Source organism: Kluyvera cryocrescens NBRC 102467, assembly GCF_001571285.1.
GTDB lineage: Bacteria > Pseudomonadota > Gammaproteobacteria > Enterobacterales > Enterobacteriaceae > Kluyvera > Kluyvera cryocrescens.
Map to the genome: position 1 here is coordinate 1 of NZ_BCTM01000057.1, position 16,705 is coordinate 16,705.

16 protein-coding genes and 5 pseudogenes are annotated in these 16,705 nt (G+C 50.2%); 13 read left to right on the forward strand and 8 right to left on the reverse strand.

The features are described 5' to 3' along the window. Positions 1-103 precede the first annotated feature (103 nt). From KCR01S_RS22705 to KCR01S_RS22720, 4 genes are all read left to right on the forward strand, one after another. A complete protein-coding gene (locus tag KCR01S_RS22705) occupies positions 104-343 on the forward strand; it encodes a hypothetical protein (RefSeq protein ID WP_017694266.1) in 240 nt (79 codons plus the stop codon). A 1-nt stretch (position 344) separates the two neighbouring features. Next, positions 345-728, forward strand: a complete 384-nt coding sequence (locus KCR01S_RS22710) for a HumD family translesion DNA polymerase (RefSeq protein WP_023338071.1) — start codon at positions 345-347, stop codon at positions 726-728. 190 nt (positions 729-918) lie between these two features. Continuing rightward, positions 919-1,200, forward strand: coding sequence for a type II toxin-antitoxin system RelE/ParE family toxin (locus tag KCR01S_RS22715; protein WP_021312774.1), 282 nt, complete (start codon positions 919-921; stop codon positions 1,198-1,200). After that, positions 1,200-1,502: a HigA family addiction module antitoxin gene (locus KCR01S_RS22720; RefSeq protein WP_001698908.1), complete on the forward strand. Its 303-nt coding sequence runs from the start codon at positions 1,200-1,202 to the stop codon at positions 1,500-1,502. The genes KCR01S_RS22715 and KCR01S_RS22720 overlap by 1 nt, the downstream gene beginning before the upstream one ends. A gap of 632 nt (positions 1,503-2,134) precedes the next feature. Here the strand turns inward: KCR01S_RS22720 and KCR01S_RS25905 are convergent. From KCR01S_RS25905 to KCR01S_RS25915, 3 pseudogenes are all read right to left on the reverse strand, one after another. Further along, positions 2,135-2,605 (reverse strand): annotated as a pseudogene (locus tag KCR01S_RS25905) (IS3 family transposase); the annotation flags it as partial. Next, positions 2,596-2,733: pseudogene (locus KCR01S_RS25910) on the reverse strand (helix-turn-helix domain-containing protein); the annotation flags it as partial. The pseudogenes KCR01S_RS25910 and KCR01S_RS25905, both read right to left, overlap by 10 nt. 67 nt (positions 2,734-2,800) lie before the next feature. Beyond that, positions 2,801-3,058 (reverse strand): annotated as a pseudogene (locus KCR01S_RS25915) (transposase); the annotation flags it as partial. Positions 3,059-3,527: 469 nt separating this feature from the next. Between KCR01S_RS25915 and repA the strand changes: the two are divergent. The 8 genes and pseudogenes from repA to KCR01S_RS22775 all read left to right on the forward strand — a co-directional run bounded on the left by repA (position 3,528) and on the right by KCR01S_RS22775 (position 12,539). Then, entirely contained in the window at positions 3,528-4,388 is an 861-nt protein-coding gene (repA, locus tag KCR01S_RS22740) for a replication protein RepA (protein ID WP_001076427.1), read from the forward strand. 399 nt (positions 4,389-4,787) lie between these two features. Next, entirely contained in the window at positions 4,788-5,993 is a 1,206-nt protein-coding gene (locus KCR01S_RS22745) for an AAA family ATPase (protein ID WP_000817632.1), read from the forward strand. Further along, positions 5,990-6,955 carry a ParB family protein gene (locus KCR01S_RS22750; RefSeq protein ID WP_023338075.1) on the forward strand — a complete coding sequence of 322 codons (966 nt, stop codon included), beginning with the start codon at positions 5,990-5,992 and terminating at the stop codon, positions 6,953-6,955. The genes KCR01S_RS22745 and KCR01S_RS22750 overlap by 4 nt, the downstream gene beginning before the upstream one ends. Before the next feature lie 264 nt (positions 6,956-7,219). Then, positions 7,220-8,926 (forward strand): annotated as a pseudogene (locus tag KCR01S_RS22755) (hypothetical protein). A gap of 60 nt (positions 8,927-8,986) precedes the next feature. After that, entirely contained in the window at positions 8,987-10,576 is a 1,590-nt protein-coding gene (locus tag KCR01S_RS22760) for a hypothetical protein (RefSeq protein WP_023338078.1), read from the forward strand. A 9-nt stretch (positions 10,577-10,585) separates the two neighbouring features. Beyond that, on the forward strand, positions 10,586-11,401 hold the full coding sequence (locus KCR01S_RS22765) for a hypothetical protein (protein WP_023338079.1): 816 nt from the start codon (positions 10,586-10,588) through the stop codon (positions 11,399-11,401). Between the two features lie 197 nt (positions 11,402-11,598). Beyond that, positions 11,599-12,018, forward strand: a complete 420-nt coding sequence (locus KCR01S_RS24670; protein ID WP_306173224.1) for a hypothetical protein — start codon at positions 11,599-11,601, stop codon at positions 12,016-12,018. Between the two features lie 11 nt (positions 12,019-12,029). Then, a complete protein-coding gene (locus KCR01S_RS22775) occupies positions 12,030-12,539 on the forward strand; it encodes a hypothetical protein (protein WP_023338081.1) in 510 nt (169 codons plus the stop codon). 116 nt (positions 12,540-12,655) lie between these two features. On the opposite strand, the gene hokD is transcribed toward KCR01S_RS22775, so the two are convergent. The 3 genes and pseudogenes from hokD to KCR01S_RS22790 form a co-directional block, all read right to left on the reverse strand. Beyond that, positions 12,656-12,811 (reverse strand): type I toxin-antitoxin system toxin HokD, encoded by a 156-nt coding sequence (hokD, locus tag KCR01S_RS22780; RefSeq protein ID WP_001352007.1) that lies wholly within the window; start codon positions 12,809-12,811, stop codon positions 12,656-12,658. 304 nt (positions 12,812-13,115) lie between these two features. Beyond that, a pseudogene (locus KCR01S_RS22785) lies at positions 13,116-13,892 on the reverse strand (RNA-guided endonuclease InsQ/TnpB family protein); the annotation flags it as partial. Positions 13,893-13,906: 14 nt separating this feature from the next. Next, positions 13,907-14,604 (reverse strand): IS1 family transposase gene (locus KCR01S_RS22790; RefSeq protein ID WP_108702448.1). Its coding sequence is split into 2 segments (ribosomal slippage): positions 13,907-14,355 and positions 14,355-14,604, totalling 699 coding nucleotides; the frame shifts between segments, so codons are not numbered across the junction. Between the two features lie 247 nt (positions 14,605-14,851). Between KCR01S_RS22790 and mrkJ the strand changes: the two genes are divergently transcribed. Further along, positions 14,852-15,568: a cyclic-di-GMP phosphodiesterase MrkJ gene (mrkJ, locus tag KCR01S_RS22795; RefSeq protein WP_025714822.1), complete on the forward strand. Its 717-nt coding sequence runs from the start codon at positions 14,852-14,854 to the stop codon at positions 15,566-15,568. 34 nt (positions 15,569-15,602) lie between these two features. Here mrkJ and mrkF read toward each other — a convergent pair whose 3' ends face one another. Further along, complete coding sequence (gene mrkF / locus KCR01S_RS22800) at positions 15,603-16,238, reverse strand: type 3 fimbria minor subunit MrkF (RefSeq protein ID WP_000677445.1); 636 nt, start codon at positions 16,236-16,238, stop codon at positions 15,603-15,605. Positions 16,239-16,251: 13 nt separating this feature from the next. Continuing rightward, positions 16,252-16,705: fimbrial protein (locus KCR01S_RS22805; protein ID WP_156478805.1), on the reverse strand; the 454-nt coding region annotated here is incomplete at its 5' end.

Below are 16,705 nucleotides of genomic sequence, written 5' to 3' on the forward strand. Positions count from 1 at the left end.
GTCCATGGCGGTGACCTCTGGCGATTAAATACACCATTATCATGCCTTCAGCCACCACAACAAGGGAAGACCCATGTATATACAGTATAAAGAGGTAAATCTGATGCCACGACGCTATGAAATTGACGCTGCCTGGCGTGCGGCCATCACCCGCGAACAGGATGGCCGTCAGACCGTCACGACCGCAGCCTTTGTCCGGGAGCTTCACAAGTTCAACTGGCACTGGACGCCCCGCCAGGCTAACCAGTGGATAGAAACGTATGTGACGGTGTTCCGGGACGTCTCGCCCAATGAGGGAGAGAACCGGACGTTCCAGCTGTTTAATCCGAACGGAGGGCGCTGATATGGGGTTTCCGTCACCGGCAATGGATTACCAGGAAAGCCGCCTCTCGCTGGATAGCTACTGTAAAACCGGGCGTCCGGGCGTGTTCCTATTTCGTAGCGACTGCACCTCGTTCCGGGAGGGCATCAGGCCGGGTTCGCTGCTGATCGTGGATTTCGGCGCGCGGCCGGTTGACGGCACCCTGGTGCTCTGCGTGCTGGAAGATGAATTCAGGATCATGCGACTGCGTCTCCATCCGGCAAGATGTCTACAGGAGCTGGACAGGCCGGAGAACGTCCGCGCCCTGCCGGATAATGAGGATGAAGGTATCGAGATCAGGGGCGTGGTGACGCACATCGTTACCGATGCCAGAACGGGGGAGTTCGAGGATTTCCCTGTAATTTAGCAATACAATACAACGCAATTAACCGTACACATAAGGTACTCTTTATGTACTATTAATGTACATTTTAAGTGCGCATATTATTGTTTTTCGCCTTGCGCCTTCCCTTGAAACACAATTTATTTGCAGAAAAGTGTTTCGCTAAGAGAAACGCGTGGTATAATGTTTCCCGTTGAGAAACAGGGAATCAATAATGATAAAAAGTTTCAAGCACAAAGGGTTACAAAAGCTCTTTGAGAACGACGATCCGAGCGGAGTACAGGCAAAGGATGTGGAGAGAATAAAACTTCGCCTCCTGATGTTAGACGAAGCGACGACAACAGAAGATTTCCGCGCCTATCCGGGATTTAAATTTCACCCCCTGAAAGGCGATAAGAAGAATCTTTATGCGATCACCGTTCGGGCGAACTGGCGAATCACCTTTGAGTTTACAGATGGTGATGCCTACATACTGAATCTGGAGGACTACCACTAATGACGATGCTCAACCCACCACACCCAGGGGGATTGATTACCGAATACCTGGAGGATAACGAAATCAGCTTACGAGCCCTTGCCCGTAACCTCGATGTTTCCCCTTCTGCGCTGAGTAAAGTCTCGGCAGGTAAAGCGGCAATCAGTCCTGAAATGGCTCTTAAACTTGAGGCAGGTTTAGGAATCGCAGCTCGACTCTGGCTGGCAATGCAGGCGACCTATGACCTTAGCCGCGCCCGCAAGGAGATCGACCTCTCCCATGTGGTGCCTGTTACAGTCAAAAGTGACTTTGCCGTACATTGATACCGAATAAAAAAAGCCGCATAAGCGGCTTTTTTATTAGGTGGTTCTACACTTAGAACAGGTGCGGAGTGACCAGTAGCGCCAGCAAGATTAGGCACAGAACGATGGTCAGCACCTGAGTTATACGCGGCGCTTTTATGAAAGCAGTCAGCACTTCAGCCATAGACTTAATCCATATTGCAGGTTGCAAGAACTACCGGCTCACGTTGACGTAGAATCACCCCAGGGGTAACATTACTTCGCTATAGTAACGACAACGTGAACTTCGGTACATGTTTCGGGCAGCAGCAGCGACTGCGAATCGCTGACTGAGGCGAAAAAGAGAACCCTTCGGGGTTCTTTTTTTTGCCTTATCATCCCTCTGACAGCGTTTTAGAGCATCCGGAACGGAGAATCTGCGAAACCCTCCTTCCCTTCATCCCTACAACACCTACAGCAAAGCGATCATATCACAACTCAAAATCTACGGAGTAAGGTGGAGATGTAAAAGATGCGTATGAAATCAGCATTTAGTTTAGCTCTCTATCTTCACCCGGTCGGAACAGAGAGGATCTGCCCCATACGTCCTTACCCTAAAACGGGCTTTGTTGAATAAATCAGATTTCGGGTAAGTCTCCCCCGTAGCGGGTTGTGTTTTCTGCAACCGCATTATCATGGCAGTTACCGCGACGGCTCATGCTGCCCTCCAGGCCGTGTGATTTCAGGAACGACTGCCATTCATGGCTTGTGTACTGACTGCCCTGATCCGAATGAACCAGCACCTGTTTTTGGGGATTACGCCGCCATACAGCCATCAGCAGTGCGTTCAGGACAATGTCTTTTGTCATCCGGGATTGCATGGACCAGCCGATAATTTTGCGTGAGAACAGATCAACAACCACGGCAAGATACAGCCAGCCTTCGTGGGTCCTTATGTAGGTTATGTCCGTTACCCAACGCTCATCCGGAGCATCCGGATTGAACTGTCACTGAAGCCTGTTGGGCGACACGATACTGGCCTCGCCTTTACGAGCCCGCGGGCTCCGGTATCCGACCTGAGCCTTTATCCCGATACGTTTCATCAGTCGCCAGACTCTGTTCACTCCGCACTGTTGCCCGCTGTCCCCCTTAACATAGTGAAGATCGTTCCGGGTTTTGAACCCAGGATATTCGCTATTTCACTGAAGCCTGTTCCGTTCTTCCATAGTTCAAAAACAGAGGCTTTTTCCTCTGCTGTAAATGTTCGTCTCATTCAAAAAACCTCCGCAACCCCATGTTTTCACATAACTGTTGCGTTGACCAATTGAATCTACAGTAGCCTTTTTTAATATTTCATTTTCCATTTCAATACGTTGTAGCTTTTTTCTGAGCTCACGGATTTCAATTTGTTCCGGGGTAATGGGGGAGGCTTTTGGTGTTTTTCCCTGCCGCTCATCACGTAATTGTTTCACCCATCGCGTCATTGTGGAAAGGCCGACATCCATAGCGCTGGCTGCATCTGCCACGGTATAGTTCTGGTCAACGACCAGTTGAGCGGATTCGCGTTTAAACTCTGCGCTGAAATTTCTTTTTTTCATTATGGCACTTGTGTTGTTCTGAGGTGAGCATATCACCTCTGTTCAGGTGGCCAAATTCAGTAAACCACTTCAATTGGATACCAATTCCTGTACGAGGGCGATGAGCTTAAATGCTATGAACATGGTCTTCTCATCGAAAGCGTAGAATAATACGACTCCCTTCCAACCGGCTACGTTGGCCGGTTTTTTCACTTATCCACATTATCCACTGGATAGATCCAATAATCAGGTCCATACAGATCCCAATTAGATCCATATAGATCCCTGATCGTCGTAGGCCGCGTCCCGTCTGGCTTAGAAGCCTTTCGCGATGTGTGCTGGAGGGAAAACGATGTGCGCTGGAGGGAAAAAAATGTGTGCTGACGGGTTGCTAATGTGTGCTGGCGGGATATAGGATGTGTGCTGACGGGAAAGCCAGGGTAGTTATCATCACTGATAAAAACTATCCACATAATTCGGAAAAAGCAATATGAATCAATCTTTTATATCCGATATTCTTTACGCAGACATTGAAAGTAAGGCAAAAGAACTAACAGTTAATTCAAACAACACTGTGCAGCCTGTAGCGTTGATGCGTTTGGGGGTATTCGTGCCGAAGCCATCAAAGAGCAAAGGAGAAAGTAAAGAGATTGATGCCACCAAAGCGTTTTCCCAGCTGGAGATAGCTAAAGCCGAGGGTTACGATGATATTAAAATCACCGGTCCTCGACTCGATATGGATACTGATTTCAAAACGTGGATCGGTGTCATCTACGCGTTCAGCAAATACGGCTTGTCCTCAAACACCATCCAGTTATCGTTTCAGGAATTCGCTAAAGCCTGTGGTTTCCCCTCAAAACGTCTGGATGCGAAACTGCGTTTAACCATTCATGAATCACTTGGACGCTTGCGTAACAAGGGTATCGCTTTTAAGCGCGGAAAAGATGCTAAAGGCGGCTATCAGACTGGTCTGCTGAAGGTCGGGCGTTTTGATGCTGACCTTGATCTGATAGAACTGGAGGCTGATTCGAAGCTGTGGGAGCTGTTCCAGCTTGATTATCGCGTTCTGTTGCAACACCACGCCTTGCGTGCCCTTCCGAAGAAAGAAGCTGCACAAGCCATTTACACTTTCATCGAAAGCCTTCCGCAGAACCCGTTGCCGCTATCGTTCGCGCGAATCCGTGAGCGCCTGGCTTTGCAGTCAGCTGTTGGCGAGCAAAACCGTATCATTAAGAAAGCGATAGAACAGCTTAAAACAATCGGCTATCTCGACTGTTCAATTGAGAAGAAAGGCCGGGAAAGTTTTGTAATCGTCCATTCTCGCAATCCAAAGCTGAAACTTCCCGAATAAGTGTGTGCTGGAGGGCAGCTGCATTTGAAAAATGTGCGCTGCCGGGAATGCCTGCCCATTTTCCTGTTTTTGGTGTGCGCTGGAGGGTTGCGCCACGCAGTTTGCCCAGACATTCCCTCCAGCACACATCTAACCATCCAAGTTTCCCTCCAGCGCACATCTAATCTTCTATCTTTCCCTCCAGCACACATATTTGATACCAGCGATCCCTCCACAGCACATAATTCAATGCGACTTCCCTCTATCGCACATTCTGGTCCTGCATCATCCCTCCAGCACACATCTAATAACCTCATCGCCATTTCTTTACGTGCAATAATTGGCGCACGAATCAAAAAAAGTTGCACGTAGCAGAATCAAACGTACAATTCACTCATACTAAATGATAAGGAGATGATGATGAAACGCGATTACGGCGGTGTCGGCACCATAGCTCTTCGTGCAAGCGCATTACTTAAGGCCATGAGTCAGGATATTGAAGATCAGCGTAAAGAGTTCAATCAGACCGAGTATTATCAGACGTTCACTCGTAACGCTGTGGCAAAGTTGCCGAAGCTGAGCCGCCGCATTGTGGAGCAGGCCATCAAAGAGATGGAAGATGATGGGTACCAGTTCAACAAGAAACAGGTCGGTAACGTTGAACAGTACGCGCTGACCATCCAGAACGTCATTGATATCTATGCCCACCGTAAGATCCCCAAATATCGCGACATTCACAAATCGCCTTACGTTATTTTTGTCGTAAACCTGAAGGGTGGCGTATCCAAAACGGTTTCCACAGTAACGTTGGCGCACGCTCTGCGTGTGCATCAGGATTTACTGCGTCACGATCTGCGCATTCTGGTAATTGACCTTGACCCTCAGGCATCCAGCACAATGTTCCTCGACCATACTCACAGTATTGGTTCCATCCTGGAAACCGCCGCGCAGGCGATGCTGAACGACCTGGACGCGGAGACGCTACGCAAAGAGGTGATTCGTCCGACCATCGTTCCTGGCGTAGACGTGATTCCAGCCTCTATCGACGATGGCTTTGTTGCCAGCCAATGGAAAGAGCTGGTTGAAGAGCATCTTCCCGGACAAAATCAGTACGAAATCCTTCGACGCAATATCATTGATCGTGTTGCGGATGATTATGACTTTATCTTTATTGATACCGGTCCACACCTGGATCCGTTCCTGCTCAACGGTCTGGCGGCCAGCGATTTGCTGCTTACCCCTACCCCACCAGCCCAGGTTGACTTCCACTCAACACTGAAATATCTCACCCGTCTGCCAGAAATGCTGGAGCAACTGGAGGAGGAAGGCGTAGAACCGCGTTTGAGCGCCAGCATTGGTTTTATGTCGAAGATGACCGGCAAGCGCGATCACGAGACATCACACAGCCTTGCGCGTGAGGTTTACGCCAGCAACATTCTGGACTCTTCTCTGCCTCGTCTGGATGGCTTTGAGCGATGCGGCGAGTCTTTCGACACCGTAATCAGTGCCAACCCGCAATCGTATCCAGGCAGTGCAGAGGCGCTGAAGAAGGCACGAACCGAGGCCGAGCGTTTCACTAAGGCTGTGTTTGATCGAATTGAGTTTGTTAGGGGTGAGGCGGCATGAAAAAAATAGTTTCCCGTGGACGAGTGCTGGGCAAGAATAGCTCCGAGTTTGCTCGCATGCTTGAAGGCAGTGAAGGCACCAAAACCTTTACCCTAAAATCTGGTCGCCAGGCTAAATTTTTGCTTACCGTTGTGCTGAGTGGTGAGATTGAGTCGCGCACGTTCGTTGACCCGGCAGTTAACGGCCGCGATCAGTCTCTGCTCACCCCTGAGTCGGTAAGCGATATTTCCCGCACCATTAAATTGCAACAGTTCTTCCCGGCTATCGGTCGTATGGTTGGGGAGCGCATTGAGGTATTGGACGGATCACGTCGCCGCGCTGCGTGTATCTTCAATGAAACGAAATTTGAGATTCTGGTGACGAAAGATGAGATCAGCCTGGCGGATGCCCGCCAGCTGGCCATTGATATCCAGACAGCCCGCGAACACACTCTGCGCGAGCTGGGTAAACGCTTCGAGGTTATGTACGGCAAGAATATGACCAAAGAAGAGATCGCCCGAGCTGAGAACATCTCAAAGGCTAAAGTGACGCGAGCTTTCCAGGCTGCGGCGGTGCCGGATGAGATGATTGCTGTCTTCCCTGTTGCCAGCGATCTCGCCCTGCCTGATTACCAGTTGCTGCTCCAGATCTCCGAAGATGCTAACGCCAAAAACGTACCGATTGGAGATCTGGTTGATACGGTGCGCGAGCGAATTGCAGAGACTGAGGGCGCGAAAGAGGATAAAGCGAAGATACTGGCTATCTTCAAAGCGGAAAGCAAAAGCCTGAAGCCCGCGCCGGTTAAATCTGTGGTGGTTGAGAAGCTGCGAGACTTCTCTGACCGTCGCCAATATGCTCGAAAGAAGTCCGATCCGAAAAAACGGGTTGTCGCCTACGAGTTCTCCAGACTCCCGTCTGAAGTGCAAACTGAAATTGACGAAGCAATAAAAAAAATCATTGGGAAAATGTCTGCTGGGGAATAATCCCGCTGGTGGGAGGTGGTGTTAGCCCCTCCCCTTCCTAAAATGTCCCGCACCGATTTCATTGCTAACCTTGTGATTTGCATGTGTTTTTTAGGGGGGTTTCAGACTGAAATTCCCACAATTTAACGCCTGCATTCACCGTCCACTTCCCCGCACAAAAAATTTAAAAAATTACTTTTCGCGAGAAAGTCAACAAGTGACTTTCAATAAAATCTCTTCCGAAAAGGGATTCACACAAGTGCCTTGTGTTTAAGGATGAGTAACTTGAGTAACTTACGCGAATACCAGAATCGTATTGCAGATATCGCAAAACGCTCTAAAGCCGTTCTTGGCTGGGCAAGTACAGCACAGTTCGGTACTGATAACCAATTCATCAAAGATGATGCCGCGCGTGCCGCATCTATCCTTGAAGCTGCACGTAAAGACCCAATTTTTGCGGGTATCTCTGATAATGCCACCGCTCAAATTGCTACCGCGTGGGCAAGTGCACTGGCTGACTACGCCGCAGCACATAAATCTATGCCGCGTCCGGAAATTCTGGCCTCCTGCCACCAGACGCTGGAAAACTGCCTGATTGAGTCCACCCGCAATAGCATGGATGCCACTAATAAAGCGATGCTGGAATCCGTCGCAGCAGAGATGATGAGCGTTTCTGACGGTGTTATGCGTCTGCCTTTATTCCTCGCGATGATCCTGCCTGTTCAGTTGGGGGCAGCTACCGCTGATGCGTGTACCTTCATTCCGGTTACGCGTGACCAGTCCGACATCTATGAAGTCTTTAACGTGGCAGGTTCCTCTTTTGGTTCTTATGCTGCTGGTGATGTTCTGGACATGCAATCCGTCGGTGTGTACAGCCAGTTACGCCGCCGCTATGTGCTGGTGGCAAGCTCCGATGGCACCAGCAAAACCGCAACCTTCAAGATGGAAGACTTCGAAGGCCAGAATGTACCAATCCGAAAAGGTCGCACTAACATCTACGTTAACCGTATTAAGTCTGTTGTTGATAACGGTTCCGGCAGCCTACTTCACTCGTTTACTAATGCTGCTGGTGAGCAAATCACTGTTACCTGCTCTCTGAACTACAACATTGGTCAGATTGCCCTGTCGTTCTCCAAAGCGCCGGATAAAGGCACTGAGATCGCAATTGAGACGGAAATCAATATTGAAGCCGCTCCTGAGCTGATCCCGCTGATCAACCACGAAATGAAGAAATACACCCTGTTCCCAAGTCAGTTCGTTATCGCGGCTGAGCACACGGTATAGGCGGCGTATGAAGCACAGCGTGAATTTGGTCTGGACCTGGGTTCCCTACAGTTCCGCACCCTGAAGGAATACCTGTCTCATGAACAGGATATGCTGCGTCTTCGCATCATGATCTGGCGCACTCTTGCGACCGACACCTTTGACATCGCTCTGCCGGTTAACCAGTCCTTTGATGTATGGGCAACCATCATTCGTGGAAAATTCCAGACTGTATATCGCGACATTATTGAGCGCGTTAAATCTTCTGGTGCGATGGGGATGTTTGCTGGTGCTGATGCAGCATCTTTCTTCAAACAGTTGCCGAAGGATTTCTTCCAGCCAGCCGAAGACTATATCCAGACTCCGTATGTTCACTACATCGGTACCCTGTTCGGTAACGTAAAAGTGTACGAAGTACCTGCTGGTATTTGTAAGAACTTAACGACAGAGAACATTCAGTTCAGCTCGATGGATGTGCTGTGCTACGTCCGTGATGAAAATCCGGGTAAAGCAGGCTTCGTGACTGGTGATGCTGTCCCGGCTATCCCGTTCCAGCATCCGACCACTCCGGCGCTGGTCAACCGTACCACACTGTGGGGTTCGGCTATCAACGATATGCACCCACGCAACGGCGCTGATTACTTCACTCGTGTAACGCTGACAATGGCCAAAAAAGGCGGGCTTAACTTTATAAGCGGCGACACGATTGATGCCGGTGACTCTGAGTAATCAGGGGAAGTTCTCCGTTTAACATAGCGCCCCCGTGCGGGGCGCATAACAGGGAAAGTTATGTCTCAATATTCAATTCAACAGTCATTAGGTAATGCATCCGGCGTCGCGGTTAGCCCGATCAATGCCGATGCGACGTTATCTACCGGTGTTGCATTAAATAGCAGCTTGTGGGCTGGTATTGGCGTATTTGCGCGTGGCAAGCCGTTTACTGTTCTTGCGGTTACTGAGTCCAATTACGAAGATGTTCTCGGCGAACCGCTGAAGCCGTCTTCCGGCTCACAGTTCGAACCAATTCGCCATGTGTACGAAGCTATTCAGCAAACGTCTGGTTATGTTGTCCGTGCTGTTCCGGATGATGCGAAGTTCCCGATTATTATGTTCGATGAATCAGGCGAACCGGCTTACACTGCGTTGCCATATGGTTCTGAAATTGAACTTGATAGCGGCGAAGCCTTTGCTATCTACGTTGATGATGGTGATCCGTGTATTTCACCTACCCGTGAGTTAACCATCGAAACGGCAACAGCGGACAGCGCGGGTAATGAACGCTTCCTCTTAAAACTAACCCAGACGACTTCGCTCGGTGTGGTAACGACCCTGGAGACACACACTGTGTCTTTGGTGGAAGAAGCGAAAGATGACATGGGCCGCTTGTGTTATCTGCCTACGGCTCTGGAAGCCCGTTCTAAATATCTGCGCGCGGTTGTTAATGAAGATCTGATTTCTACAGCGAAAGTAACAAACAAAAAATCGTTGGCGTTCACTGGTGGTACCAACGGTGATCAGTCGAAAATCTCAACCGCTGCGTACCTGCGTGCGGTGAAAGTGCTGAACAATGCGCCGTACATGTACACCGCTGTTCTTGGCTTGGGCTGCTATGACAATGCGGCTATCACCGCATTAGGTAAAATCTGTGCAGATCGCCTGATTGATGGCTTCTTTGATGTCAAACCGACATTGACGTACACGGAAGCGATCTCTGCTGTTGAAGATACCGGTTTACTTGGTACCGATTATGTAAGCTGTGCTGTCTATCACTTCCCGTTCTCCTGCAAAGACAAATGGACCCAATCCCGTGTGGTCTTCGGTCTGTCTGGCGCGGCGTATGCGGCGAAAGCTCGTGGCGTCAAGAAAAACTCTGATGTCGGCGGTTGGCATTACTCACCGGCTGGTGAAGAACGTGCCGTCATTGCTCGTGCGTCAATTCAACCGCTGTATCCGGAAGATACCCCGGACGAAGAAGCAATGGTCAAGGGCCGTCTCAATAAAGTATCTGTTGGCACCTCTGGCCAGATGATCATCGACGATGCTTTAACTTGCTGCACGCAGGATAACTATCTGCACTTCCAGCACGTCCCATCCCTGATGAATGCAATCAGCCGTTTCTTTGTCCAGTTAGCCCGACAGATGAAGCATAGCCCGGACGGTATTACTGCGGCTGGCCTGACTAAAGGGATGACCAAACTTTTAGATCGCTTTGTCGCCTCCGGCGCTCTGGTGGCTCCTCGTGATCCTGATGCTGACGGTACAGAACCGTATGTGCTGAAAGTTACGCAGGCGGAATTCGATAAATGGGAAGTAGTCTGGGCCTGCTGCCCGACTGGCGTAGCCCGTCGTATCCATGGCGTACCGCTGCTTATTAAGTAAGGGAATACAATGAGCAAAAACTTTTTTCAATCCGGGGCATTTTTGGGGAATGGACTGTCCCGTTTCGCTTTGAACGCTGATCCGGTGCAGTTGATGGAATCTGCCCGTGTAAGTGCCCAACCGCCAACCGAACCGGTGATTAATAATAATCCGGAACCGGCGGCACAGATTAACGAGAACGTTCAATCTGACCCGGCACCTGAGCAAATCCTGGAAGGAAAAGAAGGTAAAGAATGGACCGTCGAACAGGCGCACAAGATGATTCTGGAAGCTGCAAATCGAAGTGCTATGCAGAATGCGTTGAGTAATGCGGCCGATGCCGTTTTCGCCTGGGCTGATAGCGGTGATCTGACTTTCGACTCCCTTGATGGTTTCGTTCAGGCTATCGCTGGTATCTCTGACGACGACGATACCGAAGTTACAGAAGAACAGGACGATGCCTATAACGAAGCATGGGCAAATGTTGCTGACTTCCTCGCAGCATGCGGTGTAGATGATGACCTGATCGAAGCATTGACCGACGATGAAGACGACGACGCAGCTGCTGATGTTGGTTCCGCTATCGCTGGTTTGGATAGCGACGACCGCGACGAACTGGAAGCGGCGTTTGTTGTTGCTGGCACTTCTGATGAAATGCTGACTGAAGCATTTAAGAAGGTTGTTCGTAACGGTGAGATCAAGCTCATCCGTAAACGTCTGCGTAAAAAACGTCTGACTGCGGCTCAAAAATCGGCGCTGAAAAAAGCGCGTCGTAAAGCCCAGACCGGCGCGGCAAAACTGGCCCGCAAAAAGTCAATGAAACTGCGCCGTAAGCGCCTCGGCTAAAGGAGGAGGCCGGAGAACTCCGGCCTTTAACTTGAATGGCACCTATACCTTTTGGGGTTTACAGCCAGGCTGACGGTGTATCGCCATTTCTGAAAGTTACTTTAACGAACTCTCAGTACCAGGTTACCGGATATATCAGCCAGGGGGCGGCAATGAATCTGGCCCAGAATTGGGAAGCGCCGTTTACCGGTATGTCTATGGGTTCTGTTGCTGGTGCCTTCAGTGGTTTTGCGCAGGTTGGTACTGAAACAACGTCAGTTGCCCGTTGGAACAGCTTAATGGTTTGGGAAGGGGGGACACCGCCGACTTTCACGCTGCCAGTAACTTTCATTGCTTTGTTTAACCCATATACGGAAGTTTCAGGTGCTATCGCCGCGTTGTCAGCAATGATTAGCCCGGAACTTAAAGACGCTAGTATTGGTGGTCGAATCCCGGAGCGTGTGACGCTAAACATTGGTCGCCGGATCAACATCATTGATGTCGCTATCCAGGACCTTAGTTTCGATCTCGATGCCCCCAGGGATAGTAATGGGCATTTCCTGAAAAACACCGTCAACCTCCAGTTGACCGGTTCTTCGATATATAACAGCTCCGATATTGTTCGGGCGTTCCAGTAAAAGGATTTTATATGGGGCACAATAACACTAAGGGAAACCGTAAATTTATTAAGGGCCGCTATACTGCCAACGCGGCCAAAGGCGAACGACTGGTATCTTCTGAATTCCAGCTCACTTTTGCAGGCCATGAAGATATCAGCGTACCGGTTCGCACATCGCAAATTCCTGAAATGACCCGCGAGGATGTGGAGGACTATGGTCCGAATGGTGTGAAGTTCAACCAGCACGGTCCAATTCGAAACTCTGGGGAAATCCAGGTCCAGTGCGTGGAGACTATCGAAGGCGATATTCTTCAGTTCATTAAGGATCGCATTGCAGAGAAAGACTATGTTGATATCACGATGGCTGCTACCCCTGAATCCAAATCTTCCGGGGTTAACGCTGTGACAAAAGCTGCTACAACAATTGAAATGTTGGACTGCAAAATCTACAGTGATGCAATCGACTTTAGTACCGAAGATGTGACTGCTGCTGTGCGCCCGTCACTTCGTATCGTCTACAACTGGATTGATTGGGATTAAGAGTCATCCCTTGTATTTTAAAGCTCCTTCGGGAGCTTTTTTATTTGGAGAGGAAAGGGTGCATTGAGGATACCTGACACACGAAGAGTGGTGGGGATCTCTCCCCGCCAGGTCTCTTACCTTTCAGATTCGTAGGCTGTGAAGACAGTGACCTCCGTCTGGCCGGTTCGGATTCGTACCTCGCAGAGGTCTTTCCTCGTTACCAGTGCCGTCACTATGACGGTTAAACAGATGACGATCAGAGCGATTAATATCGCTTTTTGCTGCTTCATAGCCTGCTTCTCCTTGACCTTTTGGTCGGTAAGAGGCTAATCTACGTATGCTAAGCATAGATATTGCCTCAGATTAATGTTAAGCGTCTTGCAGGACGCGTAATGTTATCTGGGGCTTTCTTCTATCTGCTTGTCGGGTAATGCCTGAAGCAGATAGCCTCAAGCACCCGCAGCGATTGTATCAATGTCTGGCTTTTTTTCTATAGAAATCACCTGGAAGGGTGAATATCCACACCAGAAGAAATGTTGCAGCAAACATGATCCGTGACTGCCCCCCGCCCTGTCGGGCGAGGCTTCCCACTTCTTAAGCCGCAACCGTCTGTGTGACGGATTTACGCTGGCCTCCATGGGCAGAAACGACGAGCCCCGCCGCTTGTAATTCCAGTATGCCCTTGCGTTTGATGTTGAGCGCCGCATTGATATCGCGGTCATGTTCAACTCCACACTCTGGACACTGCCAGATGCGCTTATGTAATGGCATCTCCGACATTTTGTGACCGCAGCAGTGGCAGGTTTTCGAACTGGCGAACCATTGATCCAGTTTCACCAGATGCACACCTTTCTCTGTTGCTTTGTATTCCAGTTTTGTGATGAATCCAGACCATCCAGCATCGCCTATCGCACGAGCCAGATGGTGATTTTTCATCATATTTGCCGTTTTCAATGTCTCGACAATTACCGCTTGGTTTTCGTCAACAATTGCGCGAGATAACTTGTGCTGGAAATCGGCACGGGCACTGGCTACCCGTTCGTGAACGGCTGCAAGTTGTATTCTGGCTTTGCGCCTGTTTGCGCTCCCTTTTTTCTTACGGGACAGTGCTTTCTGCTTCCGGCGCAGGTTGCGACTTGCATTGATTAGGTGGCGGGGACTGGCAATTTTATTGCCGTCCGATTTGATGACAAAATGCGCCAGCCCCATATCCAGCCCTGTCACATTTGATATCAATGCGGGCTTTGCCGGCGCTTCCATCCCATCGTCACAGAGTAACGACGCGTAGTATTTCCCGGTTGCGCTGCGGCTCAACGTGATACTTTTCAGCATTCCCGTAATTTCACGATGTAAACGCGCTTCAATCGGCAGGTAATGACTCCAACTTACTGATAGTGTTTTATGTTCAGATAATGCCCGATGACTTTGTCATGCAGCTCCACCGATTTTGAGAACGACAGCGACTTCCGTCCCAGCCGTGCCAGGTGCTGCCTCAGATTCAGGTTATGCCGCTCAATTCGCTGCGTATATCGCTTGCTGATTACGTGCAGCTTTCCCTTCAGGCGGGATTCATACAGCGGCCAGCCATCCGTCATCCATATCACCACGTCAAAGGGTGACAGCAGGCTCATAAGACGCCCCAGCGTCGCCATAGTGCGTTCACCGAATACGTGCGCAACAACCGTCTTCCGGAGCCTGTCATACGCGTAAAACAGCCAGCGCTGGCGCGATTTAGCCCCGACATAGCCCCACTGTTCGTCCATTTCCGCGCAGACGATGACGTCACTGCCCGGCTGTATGCGCGAGGTTACCGACTGCGGCCTGAGTTTTTTAAATGGCGCAAAATGGTGTTGAGGCAAACGCCCATAATGCGGGCGGTTGCCCGGCATCCAACGCCATTCATGGCCATATCAATGATTTTCTGGTGCGTACCGGGCTGAGAAGCGGTGTAAGTGAACTGCAGTTGCCATGTTTTACGGCAGTGAGAGCAGAGATAGCGCTGATGTCCGGCAGTGCTTTTGCCATTACGCACCACCCCGTCAGTAACTGAACAGGAGGGACAGCTGATATAAACAGAAGCCACTGGAGCACCTCAAAAACACCATCATACACTAAATCAGTAAGTTGGCAGCATCACCTAATTCCCGCACTATGAATCAGCGTATTGCCGCTCTCCATCAATGCTAAATGTTCTCCCGGTAAATCAGTAGCGGATAAAGCGTACTTATTCGCTGTTGATTTACATTTCCCGCCATTCCCATTAATCATCAGGTAGCCTATAATTAATGTATCCTCTGCCTATTGTTTGACTTACCTCGTGAAGAGGGATAATGAACACTAAAATATTCGAAGACAACATTTTATCTCGTAATGATATCGCTGTACGCTACGTCTTTCAGAAAATGTTTTCCCCACAAGGTACTCTGGTCGCGGTGGAATGCTTAAGCCGCTTTGATAATCTTTCTATTTCCCCCGAAGATTTTTTCCGCCATGCTACCGCCGCCGTTCGTGAACGTATTTTTCTCGAACAACTGGCACTGATTGAAAAGCATAAAGCCTGGTTTTTACGTAACCATATTTCCGCAACAATTAACGTTGATGACCATATCCTGAACCTGTTGCGCCAGAAGGATATAAAAGCCAAAGTCGCCGCCCTGACCTGCGTCCATTTCGAGGTAACCGAAAACGCCGAGAATCTGCTGCATAATTCTCTTGCCGCCTGGCAGAGCTCACAGGATACCTCACTGTGGCTCGACGACTTCGGCTCCGGCTACGCGGGAATTAACGCTATTCGCGGTTATCACTTTGACTATGTGAAAATTGATAAGGATTTTTTCTGGCACCTGATGCGCAAAGAGTCCGGCCGCCAGCTGATGGATGCGCTGGTGACCTTTTTATCGCGCAACCATCATAATGTGATTATTGAAGGTGTCGAAAGCGAAGCCCATAAAGAATGGCTGCAGGGAATGGAGTGGTTTGCTATCCAGGGACATTACTGGCGGGAAGTCAGTATTGAACAACTGGTCGCCGATGATATTGCCATGTAAAAAAAGCCGGGAATTCCCGGCTTTTTAACGTCACTTAATTATAAACTAATTCCCACGTTGCCCAGCTGGTAATCGGCCCGCTGGTGGCGCTTTTCGGCGTTGGCGAAACATAGCCAACGTAATAGGTGAACAGGCCGCCGCTGACCGCGCTTTCCTGCAAACGCACCTGATTTTGCTGCGGGTCCGCCGGGACAATTTTATTACTCTTATCCAGCGTATTATTATCGTTAGTCGATAGCGCCAGATAAATATTCTGCGCTCCATCCGGCAAGGTATTGGCCAGATACCCGGCGTTTTCGTTACCGACCGCCGTCAGTAAAAAACCATCGACCCAGCGCACGCTGACCCGACGCACCTCATCCTGCGAGGCTGCCCCACCATCATGGCGCAGCTGGCAGTTTGACAGTGCCAGGGTAAACGGCTGCGGTTTCATAAACGCCCCGGCACCGCGATCGTGGACTTCCGCCAGGCTGACCGGCGCCAGCCAGACATTACCGCTGCCGGCATGCTGGCCGCCGTTTAGCGCGATGCTACAGGAAATATCCGTCACCCGCCCGGCAAAATCGACCCGTCCGCGATCGTAATTGGTCTCAAAACCCCACGCCGAGGGGGCGGCGAGGCTGCCGCAAAATAGCAGCCACGCGATAGTGTTTTTCGGCAATCCCTTCATTCCCCCTCCCGTATTAATCGTACGTCAGGTTAAAGATCATATGCGACTCCACCTCGCCGGTGCTGGTCGTCGGGCCATACTGATAAAAACGCGCGTGCAGCGGTATGGTGATGTAGCGGGTCTCCTGATTATTCAAGCGGCCGACGGTGTATTTATTATTAAACTGCAGCGGGGAGCCATCCTTCAGCACCTGGATGCCAATGCCTTTCGCCATCCCGCTGCCGGCTTTTTCATTCAGCAAGGCGCCCATGGTAGCGGTAGTGCTGGTGGCCAGGGTACCGGAGAACGAGGTGCTAATGTTGGCATATCCCGTTTCACTCAGGCCGCCGCTGCACTGCAGGTCGATATTAAAATCCTTCCCGCCGGCGGTGGTGCCGACCCCTTTCAGGTCGGTGCGCCGGATGGAACCCACATCGACAGGCACTGTTGCAAAGTTAGCGATGAGGCAGCCTTTTGTCGGTGATGCT

What these genes read in the sequence shown, in the direction of transcription:
- KCR01S_RS22775 (WP_023338081.1), top strand. Translation starts at nt 12,030, where the DNA reads ATGGGGCACAATAACACTAAGGGAAACCGTAAATTTATTAAGGGCCGC.
- KCR01S_RS24670 (WP_306173224.1), top strand. Translation starts at nt 11,599, where the DNA reads ATGGGTTCTGTTGCTGGTGCCTTCAGTGGTTTTGCGCAGGTTGGTACT.
- repA (WP_001076427.1), top strand. Translation starts at nt 3,528, where the DNA reads ATGAATCAATCTTTTATATCCGATATTCTTTACGCAGACATTGAAAGT.
- mrkF (WP_000677445.1), bottom strand. Translation starts at nt 16,238, where the DNA reads ATGAAGGGATTGCCGAAAAACACTATCGCGTGGCTGCTATTTTGCGGC.
- KCR01S_RS22760 (WP_023338078.1), top strand. Translation starts at nt 8,987, where the DNA reads ATGTCTCAATATTCAATTCAACAGTCATTAGGTAATGCATCCGGCGTC.
- mrkJ (WP_025714822.1), top strand. Translation starts at nt 14,852, where the DNA reads ATGAACACTAAAATATTCGAAGACAACATTTTATCTCGTAATGATATC.
- hokD (WP_001352007.1), bottom strand. Translation starts at nt 12,811, where the DNA reads ATGAAGCAGCAAAAAGCGATATTAATCGCTCTGATCGTCATCTGTTTA.
- KCR01S_RS22710 (WP_023338071.1), top strand. Translation starts at nt 345, where the DNA reads ATGGGGTTTCCGTCACCGGCAATGGATTACCAGGAAAGCCGCCTCTCG.
- KCR01S_RS22750 (WP_023338075.1), top strand. Translation starts at nt 5,990, where the DNA reads ATGAAAAAAATAGTTTCCCGTGGACGAGTGCTGGGCAAGAATAGCTCC.
- KCR01S_RS22720 (WP_001698908.1), top strand. Translation starts at nt 1,200, where the DNA reads ATGACGATGCTCAACCCACCACACCCAGGGGGATTGATTACCGAATAC.
- KCR01S_RS22715 (WP_021312774.1), top strand. Translation starts at nt 919, where the DNA reads ATGATAAAAAGTTTCAAGCACAAAGGGTTACAAAAGCTCTTTGAGAAC.
- KCR01S_RS22765 (WP_023338079.1), top strand. Translation starts at nt 10,586, where the DNA reads ATGAGCAAAAACTTTTTTCAATCCGGGGCATTTTTGGGGAATGGACTG.
- KCR01S_RS22745 (WP_000817632.1), top strand. Translation starts at nt 4,788, where the DNA reads ATGAAACGCGATTACGGCGGTGTCGGCACCATAGCTCTTCGTGCAAGC.
- KCR01S_RS22705 (WP_017694266.1), top strand. Translation starts at nt 104, where the DNA reads ATGCCACGACGCTATGAAATTGACGCTGCCTGGCGTGCGGCCATCACC.